At 65.8% G+C, this 26,774-nt stretch carries 21 protein-coding genes; 6 read left to right on the plus strand and 15 right to left on the minus strand.

Translation table 11 applies throughout. The annotated features are described in order from the left end of the window. Window positions 1-16: 16 nt before the first annotated feature. From P12x_RS13525 to P12x_RS13540, 4 genes are all read right to left on the minus strand, one after another. Window positions 17-1,651 (minus strand): reverse transcriptase family protein, encoded by a 1,635-nt coding sequence (locus tag P12x_RS13525; RefSeq protein ID WP_435011395.1) that lies wholly within the window; start codon window positions 1,649-1,651, stop codon window positions 17-19. Window positions 1,652-1,797: 146 nt separating this feature from the next. After that, window positions 1,798-2,721 (minus strand): restriction endonuclease, encoded by a 924-nt coding sequence (locus tag P12x_RS13530; RefSeq protein WP_435011396.1) that lies wholly within the window; start codon window positions 2,719-2,721, stop codon window positions 1,798-1,800. 293 nt (window positions 2,722-3,014) lie between these two features. Further along, the gene (locus tag P12x_RS13535) at window positions 3,015-4,712 is read right to left on the minus strand and encodes a hypothetical protein (protein ID WP_435011398.1); all 1,698 of its coding nucleotides are present in this window, start codon (window positions 4,710-4,712) and stop codon (window positions 3,015-3,017) included. A gap of 475 nt (window positions 4,713-5,187) precedes the next feature. After that, window positions 5,188-7,104: a hypothetical protein gene (locus tag P12x_RS13540; RefSeq protein ID WP_435011399.1), complete on the minus strand. Its 1,917-nt coding sequence runs from the start codon at window positions 7,102-7,104 to the stop codon at window positions 5,188-5,190. 640 nt (window positions 7,105-7,744) lie between these two features. On the opposite strand from P12x_RS13540, the gene P12x_RS13545 reads away from it, so the two are divergent. After that, entirely contained in the window at window positions 7,745-8,674 is a 930-nt protein-coding gene (locus P12x_RS13545; RefSeq protein WP_435011400.1) for an N-acyl amino acid synthase FeeM domain-containing protein, read from the plus strand. Window positions 8,675-8,705: 31 nt separating this feature from the next. On the opposite strand, the gene P12x_RS13550 is transcribed toward P12x_RS13545, so the two are convergent. The 4 genes from P12x_RS13550 to P12x_RS13565 form a co-directional block, all read right to left on the minus strand. After that, entirely contained in the window at window positions 8,706-9,593 is an 888-nt protein-coding gene (locus P12x_RS13550; RefSeq protein WP_435011401.1) for a response regulator, read from the minus strand. 146 nt (window positions 9,594-9,739) lie between these two features. Next, window positions 9,740-10,795 (minus strand): chemotaxis-specific protein-glutamate methyltransferase CheB, encoded by a 1,056-nt coding sequence (cheB, locus tag P12x_RS13555; protein WP_435011402.1) that lies wholly within the window; start codon window positions 10,793-10,795, stop codon window positions 9,740-9,742. Between the two features lie 253 nt (window positions 10,796-11,048). Further along, the gene (locus P12x_RS13560) at window positions 11,049-13,313 is read right to left on the minus strand and encodes a hybrid sensor histidine kinase/response regulator (protein WP_435011403.1); all 2,265 of its coding nucleotides are present in this window, start codon (window positions 13,311-13,313) and stop codon (window positions 11,049-11,051) included. 240 nt (window positions 13,314-13,553) lie between these two features. Continuing rightward, window positions 13,554-14,039 carry a hypothetical protein gene (locus P12x_RS13565; protein ID WP_435011404.1) on the minus strand — a complete coding sequence of 162 codons (486 nt, stop codon included), beginning with the start codon at window positions 14,037-14,039 and terminating at the stop codon, window positions 13,554-13,556. A 354-nt stretch (window positions 14,040-14,393) separates the two neighbouring features. On the opposite strand from P12x_RS13565, the gene P12x_RS13570 reads away from it, so the two are divergent. After that, window positions 14,394-14,930, plus strand: a complete 537-nt coding sequence (locus P12x_RS13570) for an RNA polymerase sigma factor (protein WP_435011405.1) — start codon at window positions 14,394-14,396, stop codon at window positions 14,928-14,930. Next, window positions 14,927-18,307: a protein kinase domain-containing protein gene (locus tag P12x_RS13575; protein WP_435011406.1), complete on the plus strand. Its 3,381-nt coding sequence runs from the start codon at window positions 14,927-14,929 to the stop codon at window positions 18,305-18,307. The genes P12x_RS13570 and P12x_RS13575 overlap by 4 nt, the downstream gene beginning before the upstream one ends. Before the next feature lie 7 nt (window positions 18,308-18,314). On the opposite strand, the gene P12x_RS13580 is transcribed toward P12x_RS13575, so the two are convergent. The 3 genes from P12x_RS13580 to P12x_RS13590 form a co-directional block, all read right to left on the minus strand. Continuing rightward, on the minus strand, window positions 18,315-19,508 hold the full coding sequence (locus P12x_RS13580; protein WP_435011407.1) for a serpin family protein: 1,194 nt from the start codon (window positions 19,506-19,508) through the stop codon (window positions 18,315-18,317). Between the two features lie 177 nt (window positions 19,509-19,685). Then, window positions 19,686-19,964 (minus strand): hypothetical protein, encoded by a 279-nt coding sequence (locus tag P12x_RS13585; RefSeq protein WP_435011408.1) that lies wholly within the window; start codon window positions 19,962-19,964, stop codon window positions 19,686-19,688. 30 nt (window positions 19,965-19,994) lie between these two features. Next, window positions 19,995-20,390, minus strand: coding sequence for a DUF3467 domain-containing protein (locus P12x_RS13590; protein WP_435011409.1), 396 nt, complete (start codon window positions 20,388-20,390; stop codon window positions 19,995-19,997). A 280-nt stretch (window positions 20,391-20,670) separates the two neighbouring features. Here P12x_RS13590 and P12x_RS13595 point away from each other — a divergent pair, with 280 nt between their 5' ends. Next, a complete protein-coding gene (locus P12x_RS13595; RefSeq protein ID WP_435011410.1) occupies window positions 20,671-22,224 on the plus strand; it encodes an alkaline phosphatase D family protein in 1,554 nt (517 codons plus the stop codon). 99 nt (window positions 22,225-22,323) lie between these two features. Here P12x_RS13595 and P12x_RS13600 read toward each other — a convergent pair whose 3' ends face one another. After that, window positions 22,324-23,319: a PEP-CTERM sorting domain-containing protein gene (locus P12x_RS13600; RefSeq protein WP_435011411.1), complete on the minus strand. Its 996-nt coding sequence runs from the start codon at window positions 23,317-23,319 to the stop codon at window positions 22,324-22,326. Window positions 23,320-23,470: 151 nt separating this feature from the next. On the opposite strand from P12x_RS13600, the gene P12x_RS13605 reads away from it, so the two are divergent. Beyond that, a complete protein-coding gene (locus P12x_RS13605; protein WP_435011412.1) occupies window positions 23,471-23,614 on the plus strand; it encodes a hypothetical protein in 144 nt (47 codons plus the stop codon). A 24-nt stretch (window positions 23,615-23,638) separates the two neighbouring features. Here the strand turns inward: P12x_RS13605 and P12x_RS13610 are convergent, their stop codons facing one another. Then, window positions 23,639-24,022, minus strand: coding sequence for a type II toxin-antitoxin system PemK/MazF family toxin (locus P12x_RS13610; protein WP_435011413.1), 384 nt, complete (start codon window positions 24,020-24,022; stop codon window positions 23,639-23,641). 27 nt (window positions 24,023-24,049) lie between these two features. Further along, window positions 24,050-24,685, minus strand: a complete 636-nt coding sequence (locus P12x_RS13615; RefSeq protein WP_435011414.1) for a Panacea domain-containing protein — start codon at window positions 24,683-24,685, stop codon at window positions 24,050-24,052. 400 nt (window positions 24,686-25,085) lie between these two features. Here P12x_RS13615 and P12x_RS13620 point away from each other — a divergent pair, with 400 nt between their 5' ends. Further along, window positions 25,086-25,862: a PEP-CTERM sorting domain-containing protein gene (locus P12x_RS13620; RefSeq protein ID WP_435011415.1), complete on the plus strand. Its 777-nt coding sequence runs from the start codon at window positions 25,086-25,088 to the stop codon at window positions 25,860-25,862. Window positions 25,863-25,941: 79 nt separating this feature from the next. On the opposite strand, the gene P12x_RS13625 is transcribed toward P12x_RS13620, so the two are convergent. Further along, a complete protein-coding gene (locus P12x_RS13625) occupies window positions 25,942-26,694 on the minus strand; it encodes an SDR family NAD(P)-dependent oxidoreductase (protein WP_435011416.1) in 753 nt (250 codons plus the stop codon). Window positions 26,695-26,774: the final 80 nt, after the last annotated feature.

Genomic DNA, 26,774 nt, shown 5'->3' on the forward strand with positions numbered 1-26,774 from the left:
CATCGCGGCATTGCCATCAGGCTCCCGGGCCGAGTGCCTCGTATTCGGCCAGGAGCTTGCCGCCGACCTCGGGTCGGGCCATCCCGACATACGCGATCTTGCCACGGAGCCAGGCGCGGAAGTTGGGGTGGCCTTCGCGGTTCTGGGCTTCGAGCCCTTCGAGCTTCGCCCGGTGGAGGATGGCGCGGAGGCGTCGGACCTCGTCTCGGGACACGCCCGGCCGTTCGTTCACGACCAGGCCGGTGACCACCTGCGCGGTGTTCCGGCGGAGGACCCGGCTCTTGGCCTCGTTGACGGCGAACCCCTCGGCCTCGGCCAGGTGCCGGACCCGGGCCATCAGGTAGCCGACCTTGGGGTTGAGGGTCTCATCGCCCGAGAAGGTCAGGTCGTCGGCGTATCGGGTGTAGGTCGCCCCCAGCTTCGAGGCCAGCCCGGCGAGCCGGCGGTCGAGCCTCCGGGCGACCTGGTTGGACAGGCCGGGGCTGGTGCTGGCCCCTTGCGGGAGCCCTCTCGGCCCGGTGGCGACATGGTAGGTCGTCCCATCGTAGACCACCGTCCGCCTCGGGCACTCGGTGCAGAGCAGCCCGAGGATCGTGGCCAGGCTCGGCGAGTAGCCCGCGCGTCGGAAGACGCTCCGGACCCGGGGGAACCCGATGCTCGGGAAGAACCCTTCGAGGTCCATGTTCACCACCACCGCCTTCCCGGCGTGGCTTGAGGCATTGGTAAGGATGCTCCGACCCGGCAGGAAGCCGTGGGCCTCGGGCTCGGCGGGCAACATCGCCACGATCCGATCGAAGATCCACCGCTGGGCCGAGGCCATCGACCGATGAGGGGCGCTCAGCCGACGGGTCCCGCCCGACTTCTTGGGGACCTCGAACTCGACGTAATGGACCCGAGTGGCCGCCTCGGCGTGGAAGGCGAGCCATCGGAGCCGAGCCACCGAGAGCCCCAACGCCTCGGCCAGCTCGCCCGGGGTGGAGAGCGCGGGCAAGCCGGCGGCCTCCAGCCGGGCCAGGTCGCTCTGATGATCGCCCAGGAACTTCGAGACGCCTCGGCCCAGATAAACGATGTCGGTGGCATGCCGGTGGGCGATCCCCTCGGCGCGAATCCGCTTGCGATCGGCGGCCTCGGCCTTCTTCTCGGCCTTGATCCGGGCCCGCTCGGCGCGATCGGCCTGGACCGCCGCCTCTCCTTCCAGGGCCGCCTGCTGCTGGATCGACTCTTCGAGAGGTCGGACCCGCTCCATCTCCTCGCCGACCCGGTGGATTTCGGCGAGCCGCTCCGGACTCAGCAGGCCATGAGTCACCAGAGCCCGGTCGATCAGGCGGGTCCGATCGTCGGCCGTCGGAGGAATCCGGTCGCGTCGAGCGAACCAGAGGTTGCCGAACATCCAGCCCGAAGTGACGACCTTCGCCAGCAACTCCCCGCGCGATACCGGCAGGAAGTCGCCGGCATCGAGCCCGAGCGTCTTCGGTGGCTCGACCGGCGTGGGCTCGACCGGCGTGGGCTCGACCGGCGGGCGCGGAGCCGGCTCGTCCGTTCGAGTCGCTTCCACCGGGCTCGTCGGAAGGCTGGTGGTGGTGGGTGGCGGCACCGAGGCAGCAGGCTCGCCGCCAAGGAATCGCTGGACCAGGTCGCGGAAGAAGCCCATGCACGACGTTCCGGAGGACTAGGAGGCGGGACGGTCCCGACTTTCGTCGATGAAGATTTCTCTGTCAAACGGAAATCAGCTACATAGGGGATCGAAAACGGCGGTTTTTACATGTGTGCAGTGTGTGATTGGTGCAGCGGTTGATCTCAGCCCTCGCTCTCATCGAAGAAGTCGTTTGAAACCACCTTCAACTCGTATGTCTCGGTCGTCGTTACCCCAAGCCCATGCTCGATCATCAGTCCGGCCAATTGATCTCCGTCGATCAGGACGACCTTCTTTCCCTCAATCCGGTCTACAAACTCCATCGCCTCTCTAGAATACGTGGAAGTCGTCATGATCACTCCTTTTCGGGCCCTAATGTAGTCCATGCTTCCGACGAAGCCTTGTACGACTGGCCTTCCGACTACTCCTTCCCATCTCTTGGCTTGAATGCAGACGACGTCCAATCCCAGCTTGTCTTGTTTAATCACGCCATCGATCCCGCCGTCGCCCGACCTGCCTGTGACCGTTCCGTGTCCGGCTATACCACCGTATCCCATCGCCATGAGCAGGCGCACAACTACCGACTCGAAGAATCCGGGTGAACACGATTTGAGACATGAGCGTAAATCCTCTGACGTCGCCTGACGAAGCGATTTATATGATGCATCGATTAGTTCTAGAGGTGTTTGCTGTTCCTCGATGACAGTCGTCACCCCCGATGCTACCTCGGACTCTACTTTGGGCTGGGACTTACCAATAAACTCGCAATATGCGGTAAAGCGTTTGAGAAATTTCACGTTGATCGATTTTGGTTGCTCGGCGAGGATTTGGCGACCCAGATCTGATATGCGGACTCGACCCCTGGTCGGATTCTCCAGCAATCCGGCATATTTTAAGTGAGATTTGGCCCAGGCCACCCTGTTTCTAAAGATACTCTGTAGGCCGCTTGGGAGTGGTTCTTCACGTTCCTGATCACTGAGGTCGAACCGTTCGGCAAGAAGGTCGGTCAGTTCCCGCATTGTCCGCTCTTGGCAATCGGCCAAGGTTTCGATCAGGGGTAGCATCACGGCTTGAAAATCGGGAATCATTGCAGTATTTGCCAACCATCGAGCGAAGAGCCAAAGAGACCTCAAGTTCACGCCTGATTGCAAGTTTCTTGGCCACCTCTTTTAGATAGCTTATGCTAGCTTCACAATCAGCAGGAAGCGAGCGTGAACTCTACTCCAAACCCTACCTCGTTGTGAGCTCCTCCGGGGTCGCGGCGGAAACCAAAAACTCTTTCCGCCCATCTCCGTCCCTGCTGGAGTGAGTGTTCCAAGGGAAGTAACAAAGTCAGTCCACTACGTTCGACATCGTAGAAACGACACTCTTCAACTAATCGTCAATTCCTGAGCGACGCGAACCAGGCCTTCAGGCCCGAGGGGGCGGGCTGGCTCGACGCCTTCTCGCGGAGGGCCTGGAGGTGGCGGCAGGGTCCTTTTCGGAGGCCCCCGGTGTGGTGGTGCGAGCAGGTGCACTTGCCCCGGAGCATCCGGCCGTCGGCGTCGATCAGGAGCGTGGCGGGGCGGTCGAGCACCTGGCCTTCGAGGACCCGGAGGCCATCGGGGCGGGTTTCGTCCTTCGTGACTCGGACCGATGTGGTGGTGGCAATGTGGCGGGCGGCCACCGTCTCGGGGTCCTCGGGGCCGAGCAACTCGGCCGAGAGGGTCACCGGCATGACCTGCCGCCATCGGTAGAGGCCGGCGTGGAGGTCGTGGATCACCTGGCCGAGCCCTGCCAGCTGATTCAGGCAGGCGAGGACTTCCGGCTCGGTCCCTCCGGACTTCGACGCGACCTCGGCCAGTGTCTGCGCCGGGGCCTCGCGGAAGGTGGCGGCGACCTGACCGGCCAGGTAGCGGCTCGGCTGGGCCGGCGGGGCTAGCGCGTCGAGGGCCGAGCCCGAGGTCCAGTCGTTGGCCGTCCATCCCGAGAGCCCCAGCATCAGTCGCATCTCGCCCATCCGGATCGACCAGAAGCTGGGCAGGCCCGAGCCGAGCAGGTAGACCTCGGCCTCGTCGAGCAGCGGCAAGAGCCGGGCCAGGACGAGAAGCCGGTCGCGGCCCCAGACGCGGATCGACTCGGCCTTCGGGCCTTCATAGGGGCGGTCGTGGAGGACGATCCGCTTCTCCCAGGGCTCCAGGACGATCGCCACCGGGCGGCCCGGCTCCAGCTCGAACCGGACGGCTCGGGGGCTCCGAGCGGCCTTGTGCCGTTTGAGGAACGCCAGGACGTTGTAGAGCCCTTCGCGACTGAGCGGGACCCGACGCATCGGCAGGCTCATCGCCCCCTGGAGCCTCAGGAAGCCCCGGAGCCAGCTCGTCGGCAGCTCGATCTTCTCCTCGCGATAGGAGCCCCCCTGCCCTTCGGTGCCGACCTCGAAGCCGGCGGGGTCGACCAGGAACCTCGTCTCCCGGTAGCTCCTCAAAAGCTGAAAGTGCTCGTAGAGGGCCCAGGAGTAGTCGACGTTGGTCGTCCCCGGCAGGACATCGCGCTCGCGGTCGAAGGCCCCTCGGTCGACGGTCAGGCAGCCGTAGCTCGACTCATCGGCGCTGAAGCATTCGAAGAACAGGACGTCGGGCGAGACCGTGATGACAGGGTCGCACGGCATCAGGAGCCGCCAGAGCGCGGGGTCGTGGGACCTCAGATAGTTGGAGTAGTCCTGGCGGGCCTGCCAGTACTCGGCCCGGTGGGCTCGGTACTCCCGTTCGAGCTGGGCGAACTCGGCCGCGGGCATCGAGGGGGTGTTGCCTCGGATCACCTTGAGGGCCTCGGCGGTCGCCCCTTTCCGGATCGAGGCTTCGCGGGTCCTCTGCTCGTCGAGATAGGCGGCGTGCGCCGATCGGTCCCTGGGCTGATGGCGAAGGTCGCTGATGACGACGTCGTGCAACGCCCCGATCGCCTCGCGGAACCGCAAGGGGTGGCGGAGGGTCGCGTCGAAGCTCACCCGATCGCGTCGGAGGTTGGGGGCCAGGGCCACGGCCAGTCCGGCCGCGTTGGAGACGATCGCGCTCCGGGTCCGATAGGCGACGTCCAGGTTCATCGGCCGACCTCAATCCGTCCGGAGTACCGATCTCTTCGCCGGGTCTGAATTCCTCCCTCTCCCCCTGGGAGAGGGCCGGGGTGAGGGGCCCCCGTATTGAACGGAAGCTTTCGTAACACCAGGTTTGCGGCTGTCTTCGTGGATGCCATGACCCTCACCCCGGCCCTCTCCCAGGGGGAGAGGGAGGAAGAAGGAAAGCCTGCTTCACGGATCTGCGATCGCGGGGGAGGCCGGGCCGGCCCGACTTCGAAGCGTCGACCAAGGTCGTTCACGAAGCCGTCGAGGCACTGCTCGCGGCGAGAACATCCGTTGACCCAGTCGCCGCGAGCAGTGCCTCGACGGCTCAAAGAACAACGGCCTTGGGGAAGCAAGCGTGTGGGCAAGGTCAACCCCGGCGGATCGCCGGAGCATGCTGGTCTCGGGCACCGACCCGGCCTCCCTCACGATCGAAGAACCGGCGCATGATCGCATCCGGTCACTTCCAAATCAACTCCGGAAAAGTGGAGCGGACCAGGGGCTCGACCTCGGCTCGGCGCTCGACCAGCCCGACCACCGCCACCAGCCCGGCCCGACGCTCGGGACCACGGACCGATCGGAGCGCCACGCCCAGCAAGGGGAGCAGACGCGGGGCCTCGTCGGGATTCGCCTCCAGCCTCCGGAGGATCTGGCGGACCACCGGCGGCCTGGCCCGCGAACCTCGATGGACATTCAGCAAGACCGCCGCCCAGAGCCCGAGGAGCGACCCGGCATCGACCGCTCGCGCGAGTCCCGACGGGTCTCCTCCCGCGATCCTCGCCTCCAGGTCGGCCACCAGGGTGAGCCGGACGTCATCATGGGGCGATTCGAGGAGCTTTCGCCAGGTCTCCACGTCGTCGCGGACCATGGGCTCGGCCTGGAACCAGTCCCACCCCTCGCGCCGGGCATCGGCATGCCGGCTGTCGAGGAATGCCAGGATCGAGTCGGGCGAAGGCTCCACCATCGACCGGACCCAGCGGAGGATCTCGCCCCGAAGCGGGACGCAGCCGGCCTCGACCAGCCCGAGCAGGATCGGATCGGCCTCGCCCCCCCTGGAAACCTTGGCCTGGATCCACGAGAGGCCCAGCCGGGCCACCGGCAAGGGGCGGAGGCCCGCCAGCCTCGCGGCCTGATCGATCGCGATTTCCTCGGGTCGGATGTATCGAGCGGCCAGTTCGCAGACCACATCGAGGGCCGATGGGCTCGACGATTCGACCAGCCCGAGCCATCGAGCCGTCCCGATCGCGTCGAGCCCCTCGGCTTCCCGGAGGATCTCCGCCGACAGCCCGGCAATCTCCGGGTCGTCGTGCCCCAGCAGGTCGATCCAACCCTCCAGCGGGTAGATCGCCAGGGCCTTCGAGGGGTCGGCCTGGATCCGGCGGATCGCCCACTGGACGACCGTCCGGCATCGGGCCCGGGCCAGCAGGCCGACTACGGTCCCGGTCGCCTCCGCCCAGAGCGATTCGAAGATCGGCGAGGGGGCCAGCTCGGCCAGCGAACGCCCCGGGGCGATGGTCCAGCCCCCCACCCTGGCTTCCAGGGCCGGGCAATGGTGGAAAAGGATGTGGGTCAGGCCCCAGTTGTCGATCAGGGCCAGCCCGTCGGCCACGTCCTCGTTGCGAAAAAGCGACAGGGCCTCCGAGGCTCCGGCGATGTAGCGGTCGGGGTGAGTCCTCCCGAGATTCCGGAAATAACGCCAGGCTCGACGCCGGAGATAGCAACGGGTGGCGACGGTGAACAGCCGGAGCCCCTTGAGCTTCTCGACCACGGTCGGAAGATCGCGAGGTCGGGGCTGGCCCATTCGATGCCAGTCGATCCCGAACCGGACGGCCCATTCGGGCGCCGTCTTCCCGAAATAGCCCGGTATCATCCGGCCGCTGGGCATCGTCGTCCGTCGTGGATGGACGATCAACTCATCGAATCGCTGACCGTAGACGGTCTGCCCGCCGCGAGTCTCATACGCCCGGACGTAGCGATATCCCATCGCGATCCAGGCGTCCTTAAGGGTCTGGGCTTGCTGCGAGTCGGCCACCTCGCGGGTTTCGTAGCGGAATTTCTCGCGAGTCCTCCGGCGGATCGATCGATCGAAGAGGACCAGGAATCGGGCCATCGCCTGGTCGTCGCCGGCGGCCTCGGCCCGCTTGAAAAGGCGTTTAACCAGCCCTTCATGGCGGTATGCATTCAAGGGGCGTTCGAGATACTCCAGCAGGAGCCGTCTCGATTCGGGCCGGGAATCCTCGTACCAGGTCCCGGCGAAATCGGCCAGCGCGTCGGCGTCGTCGACCGCCCGGATCGCCTCGACGAACGCCGGGTCGCCGCTTTCCAGCAGCTCCAGGGGTAGCGTCCCTCCGGGTCCCTCGCCCCGATCGACTGTCATGCCCGCCTCCCCCGAACGATCGATGCCAGCTCGCCCAACGGAGGCTAAGGCAGGCGCATGACGCCGTCAAGGGGTCCCTCTGGCCCGTCGTTTTGGCTTGATCTGGCCGGAAGAGGTGGCTGAATGGTATTCACTGGCGTTTATGAATGTCAACATGGTCGGCTGCAATCATTCATCTCAGCACGTATAAGATGATTTTCAAATTTAACCGAAGAAGGGGTGTTCCGTCTCTCCCTTTCCTCGTAAGATGGCCCGCGTGGCCGACAACACGGCCGCGAGTTGCCGGGCTTCGGAGGTTCTGAAGCGGTCGGGCGACTCGATCGCGGCTCCCCGCAGATCGCTCGCGACCTCATCCTCCTCGGTCGTGCATCGGGCGATTTTCTCGGGCGGGGAGCGGTCTCGTTTGCAGTTTCCCAAGTGTGTCATGGATCTTCCACTAACAAGGCCTCTCCGTCTCGATCGAAGCCGGCCGGGCCCCTTCGCCCCGGCTCCCGCTCGCGACCGGATGGCCTCGTTCGACCTGAGCCCCCCCACCGGGACGAGGTCCGTCCCGAGTCTCGAATCGACGTAAGATGAGGACTCCTTCGTCGACCCTCTTTCCCGATCAGGATCGATCATTCCCTGAAGGAAGGCCGGAGAGATGATCAGGACCGATCTCCCGATGAATGTCCCGAAGCATCGGACTCCCGCGTCTCGCGAGGGGGAGAATGGCCCGAGGCCCCACTCCGGCGAGATGCAGCCTCGGTCGGAGGCCGAGCTTGGCGTGTCCTTGCCCGTGGCCTCATTCCGGCTGGCCGACGCCAAGAGGACGCCGGAGTCGATCCGGGTTCCCGGGGTGGCTCGCGACATCCGGGTGAAGATCGCCTCGGAGCGGGCCGAGTGGCGCGACGCCTTCCAGCTGGTCTCCAGCAATTACCAGGCTCGGGGCTACGAGGAGCCGCTGGCCAGCAAGGTACGGTTCACCCCGTACCATGCACTGCCGGATGTGGTCACGCTCGTCGCGAAGCTCGATGGGCGGGTCCTGGCGACGTTCTCGATGGTCCCGGACAATACGCTGCTCGGGCTCCCGCTGGAGAACATCTACGGCGAGGAGATCAAGACGCTCCGGCGATCTCGCCGACGCGTGGCCGAGGTGACCAGCTTCGCGGCCGACAAGGACCTGGGGCTCCGCGAATTCCGCCAGGTCTTCGTCTCGCTGATCCGACTGGGGATGCACTACCATCTGAGCCAGGGGGGGGACACCTGGGTGATCACGGTCAACCCTCGGCATCGCGACTTCTACACCAAGGCGATGGGGTTCCGCCCGCTCGGGCCGCTTCGGACCTACTCCTCGGTTCAGAACCACCCGGCCGAGGGATTTTGGTTCGACTCCGACTTGCTCCGCGAGTCGGCCCCGAAGATGTACGAGCAGGTCTTCGGCGAGCCCGTGCCCGGCGAGGCGCTGGTCGCCCCCAAGATGCTCCCGCACTTGATCCGCTACCTGGGCGATCGCTCGACGAAGGATGCCCGGGAGACGATCCGAGAAGTCTTCGATCTCGACGCGTTCTTCACGAGCCCCCGGCGCTGGTGAGCGGCCCGGGGTGCCGGCCGGCGGTCGGGGATCAGGCGGGCCCTCGGCGTTTGATCAGGGTGATCTCGTTGCCGCGCGGGTTGTGGCGGACCTCGTCCATGAAGGTCCGAATCAGCAGGAGGCCGCGGCCGTATTCCCGGTGGAGATTCGCCGGGTCGGTCGGGTCGGGGAGACAGGCCGGGTCGAATCCCGGGCCTTCGTCGCTGACGACGTAGATGGCCTCGTTCCGCGACTCGTTCGCCGTGAATGAGACCCGGCGTTCGCGGTAGGGGGTGGTCCGGCTTCGCTCCTCGACCAGGTCGTAGTAGGAGTCGTCGTCGGACGCCCGGAGTTCGGAGCTGACTTCCAGATTGCCGTGGTGGATGGCGTTGATCAGGGCCTCGCGCAAGGCGACGCCGATCCGGATCAGGCCGATCTCGTCGCAGAACTTCATCCGGGAGAGGTTCTGATGGACGTGGCCGATCAGCGGGGTGATCAGGGCCACGTTGTTCTCCAGGAGGTAGCGGGACTCGATCGACTGGAGGCTCTCGATCACCTGGTCCTGATGCCGCTGGGCGGAGGTGACGGCCAGGACGTCGTCGATCGCCTCGACCAGGTCGCGTTCGAGATTCTTCTTGGCCAGGTAGCTGGCCGCGCCGAGCTTCAGGGCCTGGACGGCGACTTCCTCGGTCCCGTGCTGGGTCATCAGGATCACCGGCACGCTGAGCCGTTCGGCCCGGATCGCCTCGACCAGTTCCAGGCCGTCCAGTTCGGGCATCCGGAGGTCGGTCAGGACCAGGTCGGGGATCCTCAAGGCGATCGCCCCCAGCGCCTCGCGGCCATTCACGGCCACGTCGACGGAGAAGCCCGCGTCTTCCAGGAGAAGGCGGATCTCCAGGGCCTGAGTGGCGCTGTCTTCGACAACGAGTACTCGAGACATCGGGTTCTCCTCGTCGGGCCCGTGAGGGGGACGCGGGTTGTCGGCTTGAGATCGGAATGGCCCCGGGCGCCTCGGACTCGTCAGGGGCTGGATATTGTACCGGATCGATCCGTTTCGATCGCCCCTGATCCTGCCCGGCTGGCCGATCAGGGAGCGTTCCGGGCCCGGGTCATCGCCGCGATCCGGGCCGGGATCGCGTCGATGGGCAAGACCAGGTCGGCCAGGCCCGCGTCGATGGCCGCGCCGGGCATCCCGAAGACCACCGAGGTCGATTCGTCCTGAGCCAGGACTCGCCCTCCCTTCTGGCGGATGGCGGCCAGCCCCTGGACGCCGTCGACCCCCATGCCGGTGAGGATCACCGCCAGGGCCGAACTGCCGAATGACCGGGCCACCGACTCGAACAGCGAGGTGGCCGAGGGCCGGAAGCCGCCGACCGGCGGGTCGTCCGATGTGACCAGCCTCCGACGGTCGCTGACGCCCAGGTGGAGACCGTCGGGTGCCAGGTAGACCGTCCCTCGGGCCAGGATCTCCCCGTCTCCGGCGACCTTGACGCGGAGGTCGCAGACGCTGTCGAGCCATCGGGCCAGGCCTTCGGTGAACCCCTGCGTGATGTGCTGGACGGCCAGGATCGGCGCGGAGAAATCCGGGGGGAGTCCCGAGAGCAGCTTCTGAAGGGCCAGGGGACCCCCCGTCGAGGCGCCGATCGCCACGATCTGCGCCGGCGTGCCCGCCACCGGGGGGGGCGTCGGGCCTGGTGGGTTCGGCCGGGGGCGGGGCGGGTACTCCCGCCATCGGCGGACGACCTTGACCTGCGACATCGCCTTGACCGTCGAGATCAGGCGGCGGGCCGACGCGGCGAACCCCGGCGCGTCCGGGCCGACCGGCTTCTTCAGCACGTCCAGCGCCCCATGCCCGAGCATCTCCAGCGAGCCCTCGACCTCGCCCGGCAGGGCCCCGGCGGTGACGATGACGATCGGAGTCGGGGCGGTGATCATGATCTCGCGAGTCGCCGCCAGGCCGTCCAGCCGGGGCATCAGGATGTCCATCGTCACCACGTCGGGCCGGAGCCTCTGCGTCATCTCGACCGCTTCGACGCCATCTCTCGCCTCGCCCACGACTTCGAGCCCGGGGTCGGACCCCAGGATCAGGACCAGCAGGGAGCGGGCGGTCTCGGAGTCGTCGACGACCAACACACGGATCATCAGTCTGAGGCTCCCTCGGCTTCGAGGTGGAATGAACAAGCGTCCGGGTCGGGGCTCGTTCAGGAATGGGGGGCGGGATGATTCGGAGTTTCGATCGGCATTCCGGGACGATTCGGCCGGATTCTTCCCGGATTCCGCGGAGCGGCGAAGGGTCGATGGACAAGGGGGGCCGTCGAGGGTCGTTCGCTCACGGCGATGGCCGGTGGGCGAGAAGGGCCCGGGGAAATCTCGCCCACCGGCATCGGGTCCGATTTCATTCGTCAGACATTTCCATCTCCTGGCCGTGGGCCATCCTCGATTGATTCCGGGTTTGCTCTCGGAGGAGCCGCGAGACGGCCTCGATCAAGGCCCGATCGGGCGATCCTTTGAGGAGATAGGCGTCGGCCCCGGCCTCGACGCCCCGGGCTCGGTCGGCCTCGCTCGATCTCGAGGTGTAGAGGATCACCGGGAGGTGGGCGAACCGGGCCGAGGCCCGGACGGCGCGGGTCAGGGCGAATCCGTCCATCCGAGGCATCTCGACGTCGCTGATCAGGAGGTCGGGGGCCCATTCCTGGAGGGTCCGCCAGCCGGCCTCGCCATCGACGGCCGTCGTCACTTCGAAGCCGGCGGACTCCAGCCGGTCCTTCTCGCGCGTGCGGGTCGTGGCCGAGTCGTCGACGACCAGGAGCCGCTTCCTGGGCGGGGCCGCACCCCGGTCCCGGCCCATCGGGGGGCCTTGGGCCTTGCCCAGCGCGGCACGGATCAGGCCGGCGGCGTTGATCACCAGGGCAATCCGGCCCGAGGGCTGGATCGTGGCCCCCGAGAAGAACCGGGCGTGGCGGACCCTCGCCCCCAGGGTCTTGACGGTGATCTCCTGCTCGGCCAGGAGGTCGTCGACCAGGAACGCCATCCGGCGCTCGCCGGCCGCCACGATCAACCCCGGCGACTTCCCCGAGGGCTCCCGACCGGGCAGGCCCAGGGCCTCGGCCAGCGAGGCCACCGGCAAGAGGGGCCCGCCGCCGCTGGACAGGACCCGGAAGCCTTCCACGACCCGGAAATCCGACGGGCCGACCCGGATCAGCTTCTGCACGTTGGTCGTGGCGAAGGCGAAGACCTGCCCCCCCGCGGAGGCCATCAAGGCCCGGAGCGTCGTCAGGGTCAGGGGCAGGGCCATCGTCAGCCTCAGGCCTCGTCCCGGCTTCGAGGCCAGCTCGATCGTCCCGTGGAGTTGCTCCAGCCGGTCCTTGACCACGTCGAGACCCACGCCCCGGCCCGAGATGTTGGTGATCCGCCCGGCCGTGGAGAAGCCGGGCAGGAAGATCAATCGCTCCAGGTCGCGGGCGTCGGTCGGCTCGTCCAGGCCCCGCTGCCTCGCCTGTTCGCGGAGCCGATCGAGGTTCAGCCCGGCCCCGTCGTCGGCGACGACCACCTCGACCTGGGCCCCGCGCAGGGCCGCCGAGACCGTGATCCGGGCCTGGGGCGGCTTGCCCACCTCGACCCGACGCTCGGGCGGCTCGATCCCGTGGTCGACCGCGTTGTGGACCAGGTGGCGGAGCGGGTCCTTCAGCCCTTCCAGGATCGAGCGGTCGATCTCGACGCCTCCTCCTTCGATGACCAGTTCGACCTGCTTGCCGACCGCCCGAGCGACGTCGCGGACGGTCCGGTCCAGCCCCTGGCAGGCCTCGGCGAACGGGAGCATCCGGGCCCGCCGGACCTCCTCTTCCAGAAGTCCCGAGGCCCGGTCGAGCTGCGACCGGTCGCCCCCCATCGCCGAGGCCAGCCGCTCCAGGTCGCGTTCGAGTCGGCCGAGGTGCTCGCCGGTCCGACGGAGCGTCGAGGCGACCCGCCGGGGGAGGATCGCCCGGTCCGAGTCGTCGGCCCGGCCCAGCAAGGCCGCGAGCGGCTTCTCGACGTTCCGCCAGTCGGCCCGCCATCGGCCGAGGAAGTCGCGGATGACCTCCAGGTCATCCCCCCGAGAGCCGACCCGTCGACGGGCCACCAGCAATTCCCCGCTGTGCGTCAGGAGCGCATCGAGCTTCTCGGCGGGAACCCGCACGATCGCCGAGCCGGCCGAGGATTCCGACGGAGCGGCCGGGCTCGGTGCCGGGGTCGACGCCGGGGGGACGGGCATCGAGGTCCGGTCGGCGGCGGCCTTCAGGTGGGGCAGGAGCGCCACCAGCGGCGAGTCCGACAGATCGGCCTGCTCGCGGAGCCGGAGGCCGGCCTCCTCGATCGCGTCGGCCGAGGCGAAGAGGAGGGCGAACAGGTCGTGGTCGAACGCCAGCCGGCCCTCGCCACCCGCGACGAACAATTCTTCCAGCAGGTGACTCATCGACTCGATCGGTCCCACGTTGACCGACCGGGCGGCCCCCTTCAGGCTGTGGGCCGCGCGAAGCATCGAGGCGAACGACTCGGCCCGCCCCGGCCCGGCCGGGTCTCGCTCCAGGGCCAGGAGGTCGTGATTGAGCGCCCGGACGTGCTCGTCGAGCTCGACCAGGAACGTGGCCATCAACCGCTTGATCAGGCTATTCCTGTCCATCGTCCGCCCGTCAGGCCCGCGGGACTTCTCCTCCGATCCTTAAAGAATACACGTCGGCTCGCCTTATCGCTCGGGTGATTTCGAGATTGCATCCGCTGGTCTGAAAGTCGGCCGAGGAGAGGCAGCACCGTTCCCGACGATCCTCGACGCGATTCCCGGATTCCTTCGAGGGCCCGGCCCTGAGAAACGGGAGGTTCCCTCGTCCCCGAGCGTTGGGGACGAGAGGCGGCCTGGTGATGCTCAGTAGGTGATCGTCCCGTCAAGAACGACCGTCATCGCCTGCCCTCCGGCGAGATTCGAGAGGTCAATCACGGCGTAAAATGTCCCCGATCCGGTCGCTCCGGCAAACCGGCCCGTACCGTGGGTGAACTGGAACGTCCCGGCCCCGACGCCCGTCCCGGCGTTCAGCGTGCCGACGTAGTCGAAGGTCAGCTGGTCGCCATTCGACGCGGTGAGCGTGACCGATCCGATGCCCGGAGCTTCGCCGTTGGCATCGGGAAAGCCCAGGAGGAAGAGGCTGCCCTCCTGCAGGGCACGGCCCAAGTGGGTGGTCTGGCCGTAGCCGATGAAGTTGGCTCCGGAGGGGCCGAAGGCCGCGTAGACATTGTCCCAGGTGGCCACGACCCGCGAGTGGAACGGGCGAGGGCCGGCGGCGAGGGCCGGGGAGGGCGTCGCGAGAAACCCGATGAGAAGCGCGAAGACGGCCGGGCGAAGGGTGCGGATCATGGGGCGGTTCCTGATTCTGTGAGGAGAGGGGAGCAGGCCATCATCGGACCAGGACGTCGAGGTACGTCATGGAAGCCGAGAAGCCCGGATAATCGGCCGATCCTGACCGTGGGGACGGCGGGGCCGCCTAACGACCGGGTTGCTCGGAGCCGGGCGGACGTCGCGATCCATGACTCATGATGATGGTGCCGGCTCCGACCGAGTCTCCTGGAACCCCCGAGGCGCACGCGCCTTTTCGATGTTTTCGGGAACATCCTCCCTGATGGAAGATGGCCCGGTCGTCTCAGAATTGTCATGATGGCAATGGCTATCATTTGATTCGCGGTTCATTGTCCTCTGAGTCAGGGGGCCCCGATGAGTGGCCAGGGATTCGTTGACGGGGACGAACTCGCCGCGATCGTCCCTCTGCTGAGGTCTCGGGCACAACGGCTGATCGGCAAGAGGCTTGGCCAGTGGGTCGCACCTTCGGACCTGGTCCAGGAAACGCTCCTGATCGCCGTCCGTCGATTCGCCGAGATCTCGGGCCGACCGGCTCGGCAAGTCCTCGCCTGGTTGCTCCAAACGATGCAATTTCGCCTCATGAGATATGTCCGCGATCACCGCGACGAACTGGTTCGCCCCGAGAGGGATTGCGGTTCGAGGGACGAGGGGGCTCGAAGTTCCACGGCGGTCCTCGGTAGGATGGTCCGATCGGAGGTCGGGGGGATCTTGTTCGCCCAGATCGAGACCTTGCCGGAGGCGGAGCGACGCGTGGTGGAGATCCTCTACCGGGAGAATCGGACGACGACGGAGGTCGCGGCCGAACTGGGGCGGAGCGAGGGTGCGGTCCGGGCCTTGCATCAGCGGGCACTCCGCCGACTCCGAGTGCGATTCGGGGTCGATCGACCATGAACATCGACCCGGATTCGATCCCGTCGCCTCAGCCCGGCGAGGAAGCCACCTGGGACGAGGCCGACGAGGCGATGCATCGGTTGCTCAAGGCCGTCTTCGACGCGGGGGAGGCGAACGTCGTCGATCGGCCCGCGCGTTACCTCTTGCCGTTCCTGCCGGGTCCGACCTCGGACCAAGCCTCGCGGGATTCTGCAGAACTGTCGATCGGCGAGACGCTCGGCCGGTTCCGGATCGAGGGCGAGCTGGGCCGCGGCGGTTTTGGGATCGTCTACCGGGCGACCGACACCCACCTGGGGCGTCCCGTGGCGCTGAAGGTCCCCCGGCCCGACAAGGTCCAGTCGTTGGCGCTCTGGGATCGATTCGCCCGCGAGGCCCGGCTCGCGGCAAGCCTGAACGACGAGGCCATCGTCGGGGTGCTCGACGCGGGCGTCCTCGACGGCCACTTCGTGATCGTCAGCGACTATCAGGAGGGGGAATCTCTCTCCCGATGGCTGGCGGCCCGGTATCCGCTCGGGATGCCGCCGAAGTTGGCGGCCACGACCCTCCTTCGACTGGCGAGTGGGCTCAGGCATGCTCATGATCACGGCGTGCTGCACCGCGACCTCAAGCCCGCCAACGTGCTGATGGTCGCCTCGCCCGAGACCCCCGGCGGCTGGTCTCCGAGGATCACCGACTTCGGCCTGGGCACGTTTCACGAGGAGATCGAGGCGGCGACCCTGACCGGATTCTGGCAGGGGTCGCCCCCCTACATGGCCCCCGAGCAAGTCCTGCCGAACATGGGCAGGCTCGACGAGCGGACGGATCTCTATGCCCTCGGCGCGACCTTCTATGAGATGCTCACCGGTCGGTCGATCTATCCCTGCAAGTCGATGGTGGAGCTGAGCCTCATCCTGAGCCGGGGCGAGCCGACGATCCGCCCTCGAGCCTTGCGATCGAGCCTCTCGGTCGACCTGGAGACGATCTGCCTGAAATGCCTGGAGCACGACCCCGGACGTCGCTACCCCTCGGCGGCGGAATTGCTGGCGGACCTCGCCCGGTTCCTGGACGGTCGCCCAATCCGGGCCCGACCCCTCCCGGTCTGGGGACGCCTCGGACGATGGGCCAGGCGTCGTCCGAGCCACGCGGCGCTGATCGTGCTGGCCCTGACCGCGACGGCCATCCCCGCCGGGTTGATCGTCCGCCACGAGTGGCGACTCAAGGCCAAGAACGCCGAGTTGACCCGGAGTCTCGACCAGCTCCGGTCCACCGTCATCGAACGCGACTCCGCCAACATCGAACTGAGATCGACGCTCGACCGACTCCGCGCGAGCGACCGATATGGGCGACGCTCCGCCCTGGCGGCCAGGCTCAACCTGGCCAGCCGTGAACTGGCCTCCGGTCGCGTCGAGGTGGTCCAGACGCTCCTCCGAAGCTATGAGACCTCGACCGCCGAGGACGACCTCCGCGACTTCGCCTGGCATCACCTGATGCGGGAAGCGACGCGCAACTACACGGTCCGACCGCTGAAGGATCTCCGCTGGTGGCGAGGGACTCGTCCGATCGCGCCGACACTGGAGGGGCTCGGTCGATCGGCGAGGGAGGGAGTCCATAAGGGATTGGTCGACCTCCTGTTCGACCCCGATGGGATTCACACCTCGTATCGCTCCGGCAGCTTTCTCCTGGGCGATGATTATTTCGGCTTCACCTCGCTCAGTGATCGGGGCGATGAACGCGCTCCCCTCCGGGTCGATGATGGACTTCGGCTTGCCCCCACGGGCCTTCCGGGCCTCTGGCAGGCCATCGGGCCGGGGGGCCGCACGCTGGCGCTCTCCGGCGACAACTGGGGGACGAAGGAAGACGAGGCACCTCCGATCGTCCGCCTGCCCGACCTCACGGTCAGTGCCGGAGGCCAGGCCCGCTCACCCAAAAAGACATCCTCCTTGCGGGTCGTCCAGGTGCCGACTTCGCACGATCTTTGCTTCTCGGGAGACGGCGGGACCCTGGCGTGCCTCTCCTCATTCCCGACCGTGGATAGCTTCCTCCTCAGGCCCTTGATCTATGATCTGAACTCCGAATGGCGTGCCTCGTATCCCCAGTTCGTCCGGTCGATCGTCAGGAAACTCCCCAACGCCCGAGGGGTCAGGACGATCATCTTGCTCTCCCGCGACGGCAGCCTGGCCGCCGTGACCGATGACAACCCGCGAGTCCTCGTCTTCGAGACCCGGACCGGACGCCCCCTCTGGTCGATCACGCCGGAAGCGATGGGCTCGGATGGCCTGGTGACGACGCTCGCGTTCTCGCCCGACGGGAAATCCCTCGTCACGGGCGACTCGAACGGCCTGGTTCGCGATTGGGACTCGAAGACGGGCAAGGCGATCGGGGAGTTCCCGTCGAACGTCGGGTTCGTCGCCAAGGTCGGCCATCATCCCGACTCGGAGACGATCGCGATCATCGCCGACAATGAGGATGCCATCCGTCTCTGGAACCGAGCCCCCCGGCACGATCTGCCCACCATCCTCGACCACGGCGACGAGATCTGGGGCCTGACCTTCGCGGACTCCGGCCGGACGCTCATCTCGGCGGGGAACGACGATCAGGTCCAGGCCTGGGATGTCGCCTCCGGGTCGATCCTCGGGCGTCTGAAGGGGGAGATTCTCCAGAGCGCCGTGGCGGTGGCCGGGCCGGGCGAAGGTCAGCCGCTGGCGTTCGCGGACTACGATGGCGTGGTGAATGTGCACTCCACCGACCTGGCCAACGGACCGTCTCTCTTCCGCTTCGACCACTTGAAGGGGAAAAGACTACGCGCCCTGGCCTGGTCTCCGGACGCCAAATACCTGGTCGCGAGCGGGAACGATCCGAGGCTCCTCGTCGCGACGTGGGAGGGGAACGCCCCGACATCGCGAATCATCGAGACTCCGTATCTCGAAAACTACGGCCTGGCCTTCGCGCCCGACGGCAAGGCCCTTGCGATCGGGTGCCACGATCAATTGATCTCGATTCGGGCGGTTCCCGGCTTTCACCGACGGGCCACCCTCGCCGCGCGGGCTCCGGTCTCGTGTGTGGCGTTCTCCCCCGATGGTAAGACGCTCGTCTCGGGCGACAGTGAAGGCGGCCTCCAGTTCTGGAACGCGGCCGAGGAAACATTGCGCGAGACCCGCGAGCGGGTGTCCGACAAGGGCGGGGTCTGGACGCTCGCCTTCAGCCCCGACGGCAAGACGCTGGCCATCGGGGGAGATGACGGCGTTGTTCGCCTCTGGGACCCCGAGCTTGCCATCGAGCGGCTCGCCCTGACCGGGCACGAGGCCAAGGTCCACGCCCTGGCCTTCTCGCCGGATGGCAAGACGCTGGCCTCGGGCGACTTCGCCGGGAAGATCCGGCTCTGGCACGCCGGGCCTTGACGCTCGCTCAACCCCTCGGGTCGGCCATCCGGCCCAGGAACAGGAGGCTCCCCGATCGGGTATCGCGGATCAGGAAGAGGAACGGGTGGTCGGCGCGGAAGACCACGGGCGGGGTCGGGACGGCCATGGCCCTCGGGGCCATGATCACCCCGGTGGCGGCGGCGGCCTCGGTCCCCTCCTCGTTGACGTCGACGAAGGCCTTGTGGACGACCTCCTCGATGTAAAGTTCTTCCTGGATGGTCATGCCCGAGAAGTCGGCGTCCAGTTGATCGAAGGCCAGGGGCATCCCCATCTTGGTCAGGACGTCGCCCAGGGTGAATTGCGAGGTCATCTTGAAGCGAGGCAACGCGACCTGGACGCTCTTGCTTCGGAGGCCCGCGATCCACTTGTCCAGCTTCTCGGGAGCCAGTCCGGTCTCCAGGGCGGGCAGTCCGTCGATCGCGTCGGGCAGGAGCACGACCATCGACAGATCCCCCTCGCCGTAGGGGAGTTCCAGGGCCTTCAGGCCGTCGCCCGCCCAGAATCGCAGGTTCTCTTGCCGGTGCATGAGCGGGGCCGGGACGGCGCGGTCGGCGGCCAGGTGGAAGGGTTCTTCCTTCGTCGCGCCCTTGGGGAACGGCGTGGACCAGTCCCCCTTGAAGTAGATCGCGTTGGTCAGGACCAGGCGGGTCCTCGCGTCGAGGACGTCGGGCGGGATCAGGTCGACGATCTTACCCTCGGTCTGCCGCTCGACCCAGTCGTTGATCCTCGATCGGGCCTGCTCGGTGGCGGTGAAGTCGAGCTCCTCCAGCCCGGCCCGGTACTGATCTTTCACGATCGAGAGGAAGGCGGGAAGGTAGTGCAGGCCCTTCTTGCCCCAGAGCCGGTTGGCGATGCTCAGGCGGTATCCCCGCTTCGAGTCGCCCGGATCGAGCGCCTTGAGCAGCGAACCGAAGGCGGCGTGAAGCCGCTCCTGGGGCATCGAGAAATGCAGGGTCCGGGCCATCTCCTGCGCGGTCTCTTCCCTGGCCCCGGCATAGGTCATGGCCAGGGCCGTCGAGAGGCTCCCGGGCGAGAAGAAGAGGTTGCCCGGCCGGTTCTGGAGCTTGCCGAACAGTTCGAGGGCGAATCTGGTGTTGCCCGGGACGACGTCATCCATCGGAACGTCCTCGTATGCGGCCCCGATCGCGATGGCAAGAAACGGCACCAGTAGGCAGGGCATGGGACACTCCAGGCCAGGACGTGATTGATCTCCGGGGAGATCACGGCCGAGGCGGCCGCTTCTTGGGCCCTTTCGCGATCCAGGTGTGCCGGATGTCCCGCCTGCCTCGCCGGCCGGGTCGGTTCCGAGACCCCGCAGGGGGCGGGGTTGTCGTCGTCCCCGCCCCGGCGTTGGCCCTCAATAAAGCTTGGCGATCGCGGGGGAAGACGTGACGATATTGCCCTCCCCATCGGCCGTCAGGAAGAAGCTGTCGGTGATCCGAGCCGTGTTGGGGCTCTTGCCGACCAGGACATTCACCCGGTATCGGTCCCCCCCGAGGGGCTTGACCTGGACCTTGAGCAGATCCTTCGGCGTACCGAGGGAGCGGACCACTTGTCGGCCGATGTGTTCGTTCAGCGAGTCCCGCTGGATTCCGTCCGCAGGCTTGTCGCGATCGCCCGTCTGGGTGGTAGCCATGATGGTCCTGGATGGAGTCGGAAAGTCGAGTCAGAGCTTGATGACCTGCGGCGGATTGGTCGGGCCCGAGGGCGCCGGATGCGCCTGGTTGGCCCGTCGCTGGACATCCAGCTCGATCGCCCCGAAGGTCTGCTCGTGGCGCTGGATGGTCATGCCGAGCGCCGCCAGGAGCCGCTTGGTCGTGTACTGGTTCAAGACGATCCGATGGACCGACTGGACGTTCTGCGGCCCGGGCGCGAACGGTTGCATGTTCAGGCCGAAGTCGAGGATGACCTCCTCGGGGGTGGCCATCACCCGGCAGAAGTTCGCATAACTCGGCAGGGTGTCCGAATCGTCGACAACCACCTCGGGGCCTTGCTGGGCCTGGGGATTCTGCGGAGACTGGGGGTGCGAGGCTTCCGTCCCCTGATGTTCTGATTCGCTCACGTCGGACTCTCCTGTCGGTCCCCCGCCCCGATCGAGCGCGGAGGATGGTCGAGATCGTGCATCCTTTACCCGGATTCTATCAGGGTTTGCTTTTTCAATCCATCGCTTTATCGAACCGAGTCCTTCGGCGGATCGTTCGAACGGGACGCGGTCCTCGGCAGGATTCCCTCGGAATGTTGGAGGGGCCGGTGCCGACTCGACGTTGCGGAGGGTGTCTCGTCGCGAGTATCCTGAGCGGCGCCGTCCCCGATTCCGCCCCCGCATTTCGAAGGTCTCACCCATGCTCAGACGCCGGGAATTCGGTGCCTTGCTCGCCGCTTCGGCTTCGCCCTGGGGCCGCGTCCTGGCCCAGGATGCCGCCTCGGTGATCCGCTCGGAGGCCGGTCGGCCGGCGATCACGCACGGGGTCGCGGCCGGCGACGTGGGCGGGGCTTCGGCCGTGGTCTGGTCGAGGACCGACCGGCCTTCGCGGATGATCGTCGAGTACGCCACGACCGGGTCGTTTCGCGACCCTCGTCGGGTGGTCGGCCCCGCAGCGCTCCCGGAGAACGACTTCACCGGCAAGGTTGTCCTGACCGGGCTCCCGCCGGGCCAGGTGGTGAGCTACCGGGTCACGTTCCAGGACCCGGCCTCTCGCAGTTCGACAAGCCTCCCCGTCGAGGGGCGATTCCGGACCTCGCCCGACGCGAACGCCGACATCCGCTTCGCCTGGGGGGGCGACGTCGCGGGCCAGGGGTTCGGGATCGACCGATCCCGGGGCGGGATGCGGATCTTCGAGTCGATCCGCCAGGCCCGGCCCGACTTCTTCCTCCACAGCGGCGACCACATCTACGCCGACAACCCGATCCCCGCCGAGATCAAGCTCGATGACGGCACTCTCTGGAAGAATCTGGTCACCGAGCCGACCTCCAAGGTGGCCGAGACCCTCGACGAGTTCCGGGGCCGCTACCGGTACAACCTGACCGACGAGAACGTCCGTCGATTCAACGCCGAGGTCCCCATCCTCGCGCAGTGGGACGACCACGAGACGCTCAATAACTGGTATCCCGGCGAGACGCTCGAAGACCCCCGATACCAGGTCAGGGACGTCGACCTCCTGTCCGCCCGGGCCCGCCGGGCCTTCTTCGAATATCTCCCGACCCGGGCCAACCCCGACGACCCGTCGAGGATCTATCGATCGGTCCGCTACGGCCCCCGGCTCGAAGTCTTCCTGATCGACCAGAGGACCTATCGAGGGCCGAACTCCAGCAACCGCCAGCCCGAGTCCGGCGCCGCGACCGCCTTCCTCGGCAAGGATCAGGTCGAGTGGCTGGCCCGGTCCCTGAAGGCCAGCACGGCGACATGGAAGGTGGTGGCCAGCGACATGCCCATCGGCCTGATCATCGGCGACGGACCCGGGACCTACGAGGCCCTGGCCAACGGAGACGGAGGCCCGCCCCTGGGCCGGGAGTTGGAGATGGCCGCGCTGCTCCGGTCGCTCAAGGAGGGAGGGGTCCGCAACGTCGTCTGGCTGACCGCCGACGTCCACTACGCCGCCGCCCACCACTACGACCCTTCCCGCGCCAGGTTCACCGACTTCGACCCCTTCTGGGAGTTCGTCGCTGGCCCCCTGAACGCCGGGACCTTCGGGCCGGGAACCCTCGATGCCACCTTCGGCCCCGAGGTCCGATTCAACTCCATCCCCAAGGGCATGAAGCCCAACCGCCCTCCCTCGGAAGGTCATCAGTTCTTCGGGGTCGTCCGGATCGAGGGCCGGACCGGCGTGATGACCGTGGCCCTGAATGACATCGAGGGGAAGACGCTGTACTCGGTCGACCTCGACCCGATGGGCTGAATCCCCGACAACCCGTAGTCGCTCGACTTCAAATCGAGCCATGAGCAGTCGGAGCCTCGCCCCGGAGCGAGGCTTCCGACTTGAGGGACGGATGAGGCATCAGGCGTTGGCCCGTCGCCGACGGACCGCGATCAGGGACCCGAGACAGCCCACGGCCAGCATCGCAACGCTGGAGGGCTCGGGGACGGCAAACCCCCCACCCGAGGGCGCGGTCAGGCGGATGATGGAGTCGGTCTGCGTGAGCAGGAGCGTCCCGTTGGGGTCGACCGTCACGAAATCGCCGCGACTTCCGCCGGTGGCAATTGTGGTCTGGGCCAGCGTCTTCAGGTTAATTTCAATAACTTTGCCGTCGTTAAAGTTTGCGAAAATGTTGCCGGAAAGTGATCCGGTTCCCACGGCAGTTCCGTCGATCCCGACGCCGATGGCACCGGAATCGAAAACCTTCGCGCCCGTCAGCGTACTGATCCCGATGATATGGCCGGTCTTGTTCTCTGCGGCGTAGAGAACTTTTCCGTCGACCGAAAGACTGAGCCCATCAACATTGTCCGTCCCCGAAGAGTAAAAGACGGAAGTTGTCTTGGCGAGCGGGTCGACCTCATAGATCAGGCCATTGCTGACCGATCCGACAAAGAGATGCCCGGTGAACGGGTCGGCGATCATGCCCGTTGCTGCGGGGATTCCGCCCACAATGCCCTGATTAAAGGTGCCGTCGGCGTTGAGCTGGACCACATCGCCGATTCCCTGACGCGTCATGTAGATTGAGCTGCCCAACGTCGTCAACGCGACGGCGTTGTTCGCTCCATAGAATTGGCCGACCGGGGCCGAGCCCGCGAACTGACCATCCGAGTCGGATGCGAACACGCGGACATTCCCCGCGCCGTCGGCTACCATGACTTTGCCGGCGGGTAAAAAGGCAATTCCGAGCGGGCCGGCGATCCCATTGGTCGGGAAACCCGACGCGAACGTAGAAAGGCTGAACCCCTGCGCGATCCCGTCCGTCGTGAGCGTCAAACCGGCCTGGGCGTTCCAGCTCACGCCGATTACGATCGCGGACGCGATGATGAGAGTTCGGAAGTGAATGCGGAGCATGTTCATCGATTCTCCTTCTTGGATGTTCAACTTCGGAATCCTGGTAGTCGTCGTCGAATCGACCGAAGGTTGCCCCCCCCTCGGTGGTTCTCATCTTGGAGTGATGGGTTCCAAAGAGATAACGACGCCAGCTGTCTTCGAATTTCGAATCGGTCGTTTGGCAGGGGCCTGCCACCCGGCCGAAGGCCGTCCGTTCTGCGGAGTCGTCCGGATCGAGGGCCGGACCGGCGTGATGACCGCGGCCCTGAACGACATCGAGGGGAAGACCGTCTACTCGGTCGCCCTCGAACCGGCAGCCTGAGAGGACCGGCCGTATCGAGGGCGGTTATTCGCGATCGACCCACCCGTCGAAGCTTGGGTCGTCGAGGAGTTCGTTCACCTTGTCGATGATCGAGTCGAGCAAGTCGTCCGGCATCGAGCCCAGGAACTTGATGAACCGCCTGGGCTCGACGCTCGGGGCCCAGTTGCACTTGGCCACGCACGGCTCGGAGAGCCCGGTGAATCGATCATAATTCCGATCGTGATGGACGCGGACATGGTGATCCGGGCACGGGTTCTCGATCTTCGTCGAGATCACGACCACCTGAATCGCCTCGCCAGACGCGCAACCTTCATCCGGGTCGATGATCAGGACCGGATGTTCCTTGGTGTGCCCCGCGCCATCATTGACGTAAGCCAGGTAGATCTGGCCGAAATAATAGCGGGCCATCCGGCGACTTCCTGTCGTGGCCTGGGATCAGGCCACATCATCAAAGCTTGAGCCGCGGCGGCCAACGCCGGGTGCCGAGCCCCGGGCAGTCTTTCGATTGATCGCCGCTCGGATTCGCCCAGGATCGGGAGCCCGTCGCATGATCTCGCGTCGTCGTTGGTGCTGGAATGAGGCCATCGGCCAGACCGGCTCGCCTTCGATGGATTGTCCCGATCGGCCCGCTTCCACGACCGCAGTGAAGAATTCGCGGAGCGATTCCCGGGTGATCTCTTGATGACGCGGGGTGTCCCGCCAGGGCGGCTCGTTGCGAGTCATCCTCATCAGCTTGAACGCGGAAAACTGCCCATAGACTTCGAGAACCGCATCCAGCAATTCGCGAACCTCGGGAGCATAGTCCCCAGGCTCGAAACGCTCGGGAGGCTCGATGGACCTGGCACCTCGATACTGATAAGTCCGAAACAGGCCAGGGACGACGGGACCGTGGTCCCACGCCTCGATCGACTCATCAAAGAGGGGGTCGCCCTGCATGGCGAGGAACAAGCCCTGGGCGTAATAAACCAGCTTCTGGAGCTTGAGATTCGAAAGGTTGTCGCCCGCTTCCTCGTCCACATTCGCGAGGAAGTAGTTGGCGATTTCCTGAGAGTTGGCCGAAGATTCAGGCATACAAGCCCAGTGGACAAAAGAACTCGTCGGTGAGGTTGATCCTACAAGTTACTTGCCTCTTTAGCAAGATCTCGGAGTCCGATCTGCCGGCCCAAAGTCGGGGCATACCTCGTTCTACATATCGGATTCGATCGGCGTGGGCGGTCCCGCCACGGACCGCCCCGATCGTCGATCAGCTCACTTCAACCCGCCCGAGATGTAGAACATCTCGCCGGTGATCCAGGATGAGCCGTCCGAGGCGAGGAATACTATGGCCGGGTGGCTCTCAAGAGAGCCAAATGTGTGGACTGTTTGCGTGCGAATGGATGCATCGTGGTTCGGGCTTGACCATTCGGGCGATTTCGGCGATGGTCTGCCCAATCTCTCGGACGGGCCCACAATCACCCCAAGGCAGGGAATCATGAGCATCGGGACACTTAGCCCGCTCGCTTTCGCAGTGACGCTCTTAGGTTCGGGTCTGTTGATGGGATCGGCAAATGCCTCGATGTTCAGCGTGACGAACCTGGGGTATGGTTTCACGTTCCAGCAAGATCCCTCCGGAGTAATTCACAGCGTGACGAGCAGCGATGGGAGCCGGTCGTACACCTTTGAGAAGTCGCCAGCTACTGAAATTCATGAGGGTGATTTCACTAATTCGGACTCTTATCACTGGCACTACAACACCGTATACCTGCTGCAAAATGGGGCGTACAAAACGGGCTATTCCGAAGATATTCGTTCCACCAGTAAGGTTCCGAGCGATTACTACATTCTTGGAGATTGGAGCAACATCGGCGGGAGTCCGGTGTTGGATATTAATTCGCATGGGGAGATTGTCGGACAAAGCAGTGATAGTCGATATCACCCAGATTTTGCCGCCTTTTCAGACCCAACTGGACACAGCCATATCGATTCCGGTCTCTTTGGTCAGAACAATCTTAATGATTATGTCGCCAGCGATCTGGGAGTTGTCCTCACGTCGGCAGTGAAGGTTGACGACTTCGGACGAATCATTGCGGTGGGCACTCTCAACGGTGTGTACCAAGACTTTCTGTTGACTCCTGACGGGGTGGCGTCCATCGCAATACCAACTCCAGAACCGTCTTTATTGACGATGATGACAATTGCGTTGGTCGGTGTTGCATTCCGTCGCGTCATCAAGCGAAGAAGTCCAAAGTCCGAATTGCCTCTTGGGTAACAACCCTTCCTCAAGAATCGGTATCCCGGCGATAGGGGCAGTCCGGCGCATGGCTTGGCCGCCCCGATCGCCGATCAGCTCACTTCAACCCGCCTGAGATGTAGAACATCTCGCCGGTGATCCAGGACGAGTCGTCCGAGGCCAGGAAGACGGCGGCGGGGGCGATGTCGTCCGGCTGGCCGATCCTCCCGAGCGGGGTCTGGGCCAGCATCTGCTTGTGGAAGTCGCTGCCGAGGAAGCCGGCGGTGTGGACCCCCTCGGTCTCCACCATCCCGGGATTGATCGCATTGACCCGGATCTTCTTCGGGCCCAACTCCTTGGCCAGAGCCTTGGTCAAGGTGTCGACCGCACCCTTGGTCGCCGAGTAGACCGAAGCACCCGGCGGGGGCGCCACGGCGGCGACCGAGCTGATGTTGATGATGCTCCCGCCCTCGGGGCCGAACGCGGTTGCCGCCTTCTGCGAGGCGAGGATCAGCCCCAGGACGTTCAGGTTGAACTGCCGGTGGAAATGCTCCTCGGTGATCGCCTCCAGCGGGGCGAACTCGAAAATCCCGGCATTGTTGACCAAAATGTCGAGCCGCCCGAATGCCTTCTGGGTCTCGGCGAAGAGCTGGTCGATCTCCGCCTTCCGGGAGACGTTGGCCTGGACCGCGATCGCCTTGCCGCCCCCTCGCTCGATCTCGGCGACGACCCGGTCGGCCCCCTCCTTGCTGGAGGCGTAATTGACGACCACGGAGGCACCTGCGGCTCCGAGATGACCGGCGATCGCGGCGCCGATTCCCTTGGAGGCCCCGGTGACGATCGCAACCTTCCCTTGCAGTTTCTTCGACATCGAAATCGCTCCCGTTCTGGTGATTGGGCCGGACGTGGGGGTATGATAGATAGGGCTTTCCATCGGGCAAGTACGCACCT

Origin of the sequence: Tundrisphaera lichenicola, assembly GCF_051175385.1 — a bacterium.
Lineage (GTDB): Bacteria > Planctomycetota > Planctomycetia > Isosphaerales > Isosphaeraceae > Tundrisphaera > Tundrisphaera lichenicola.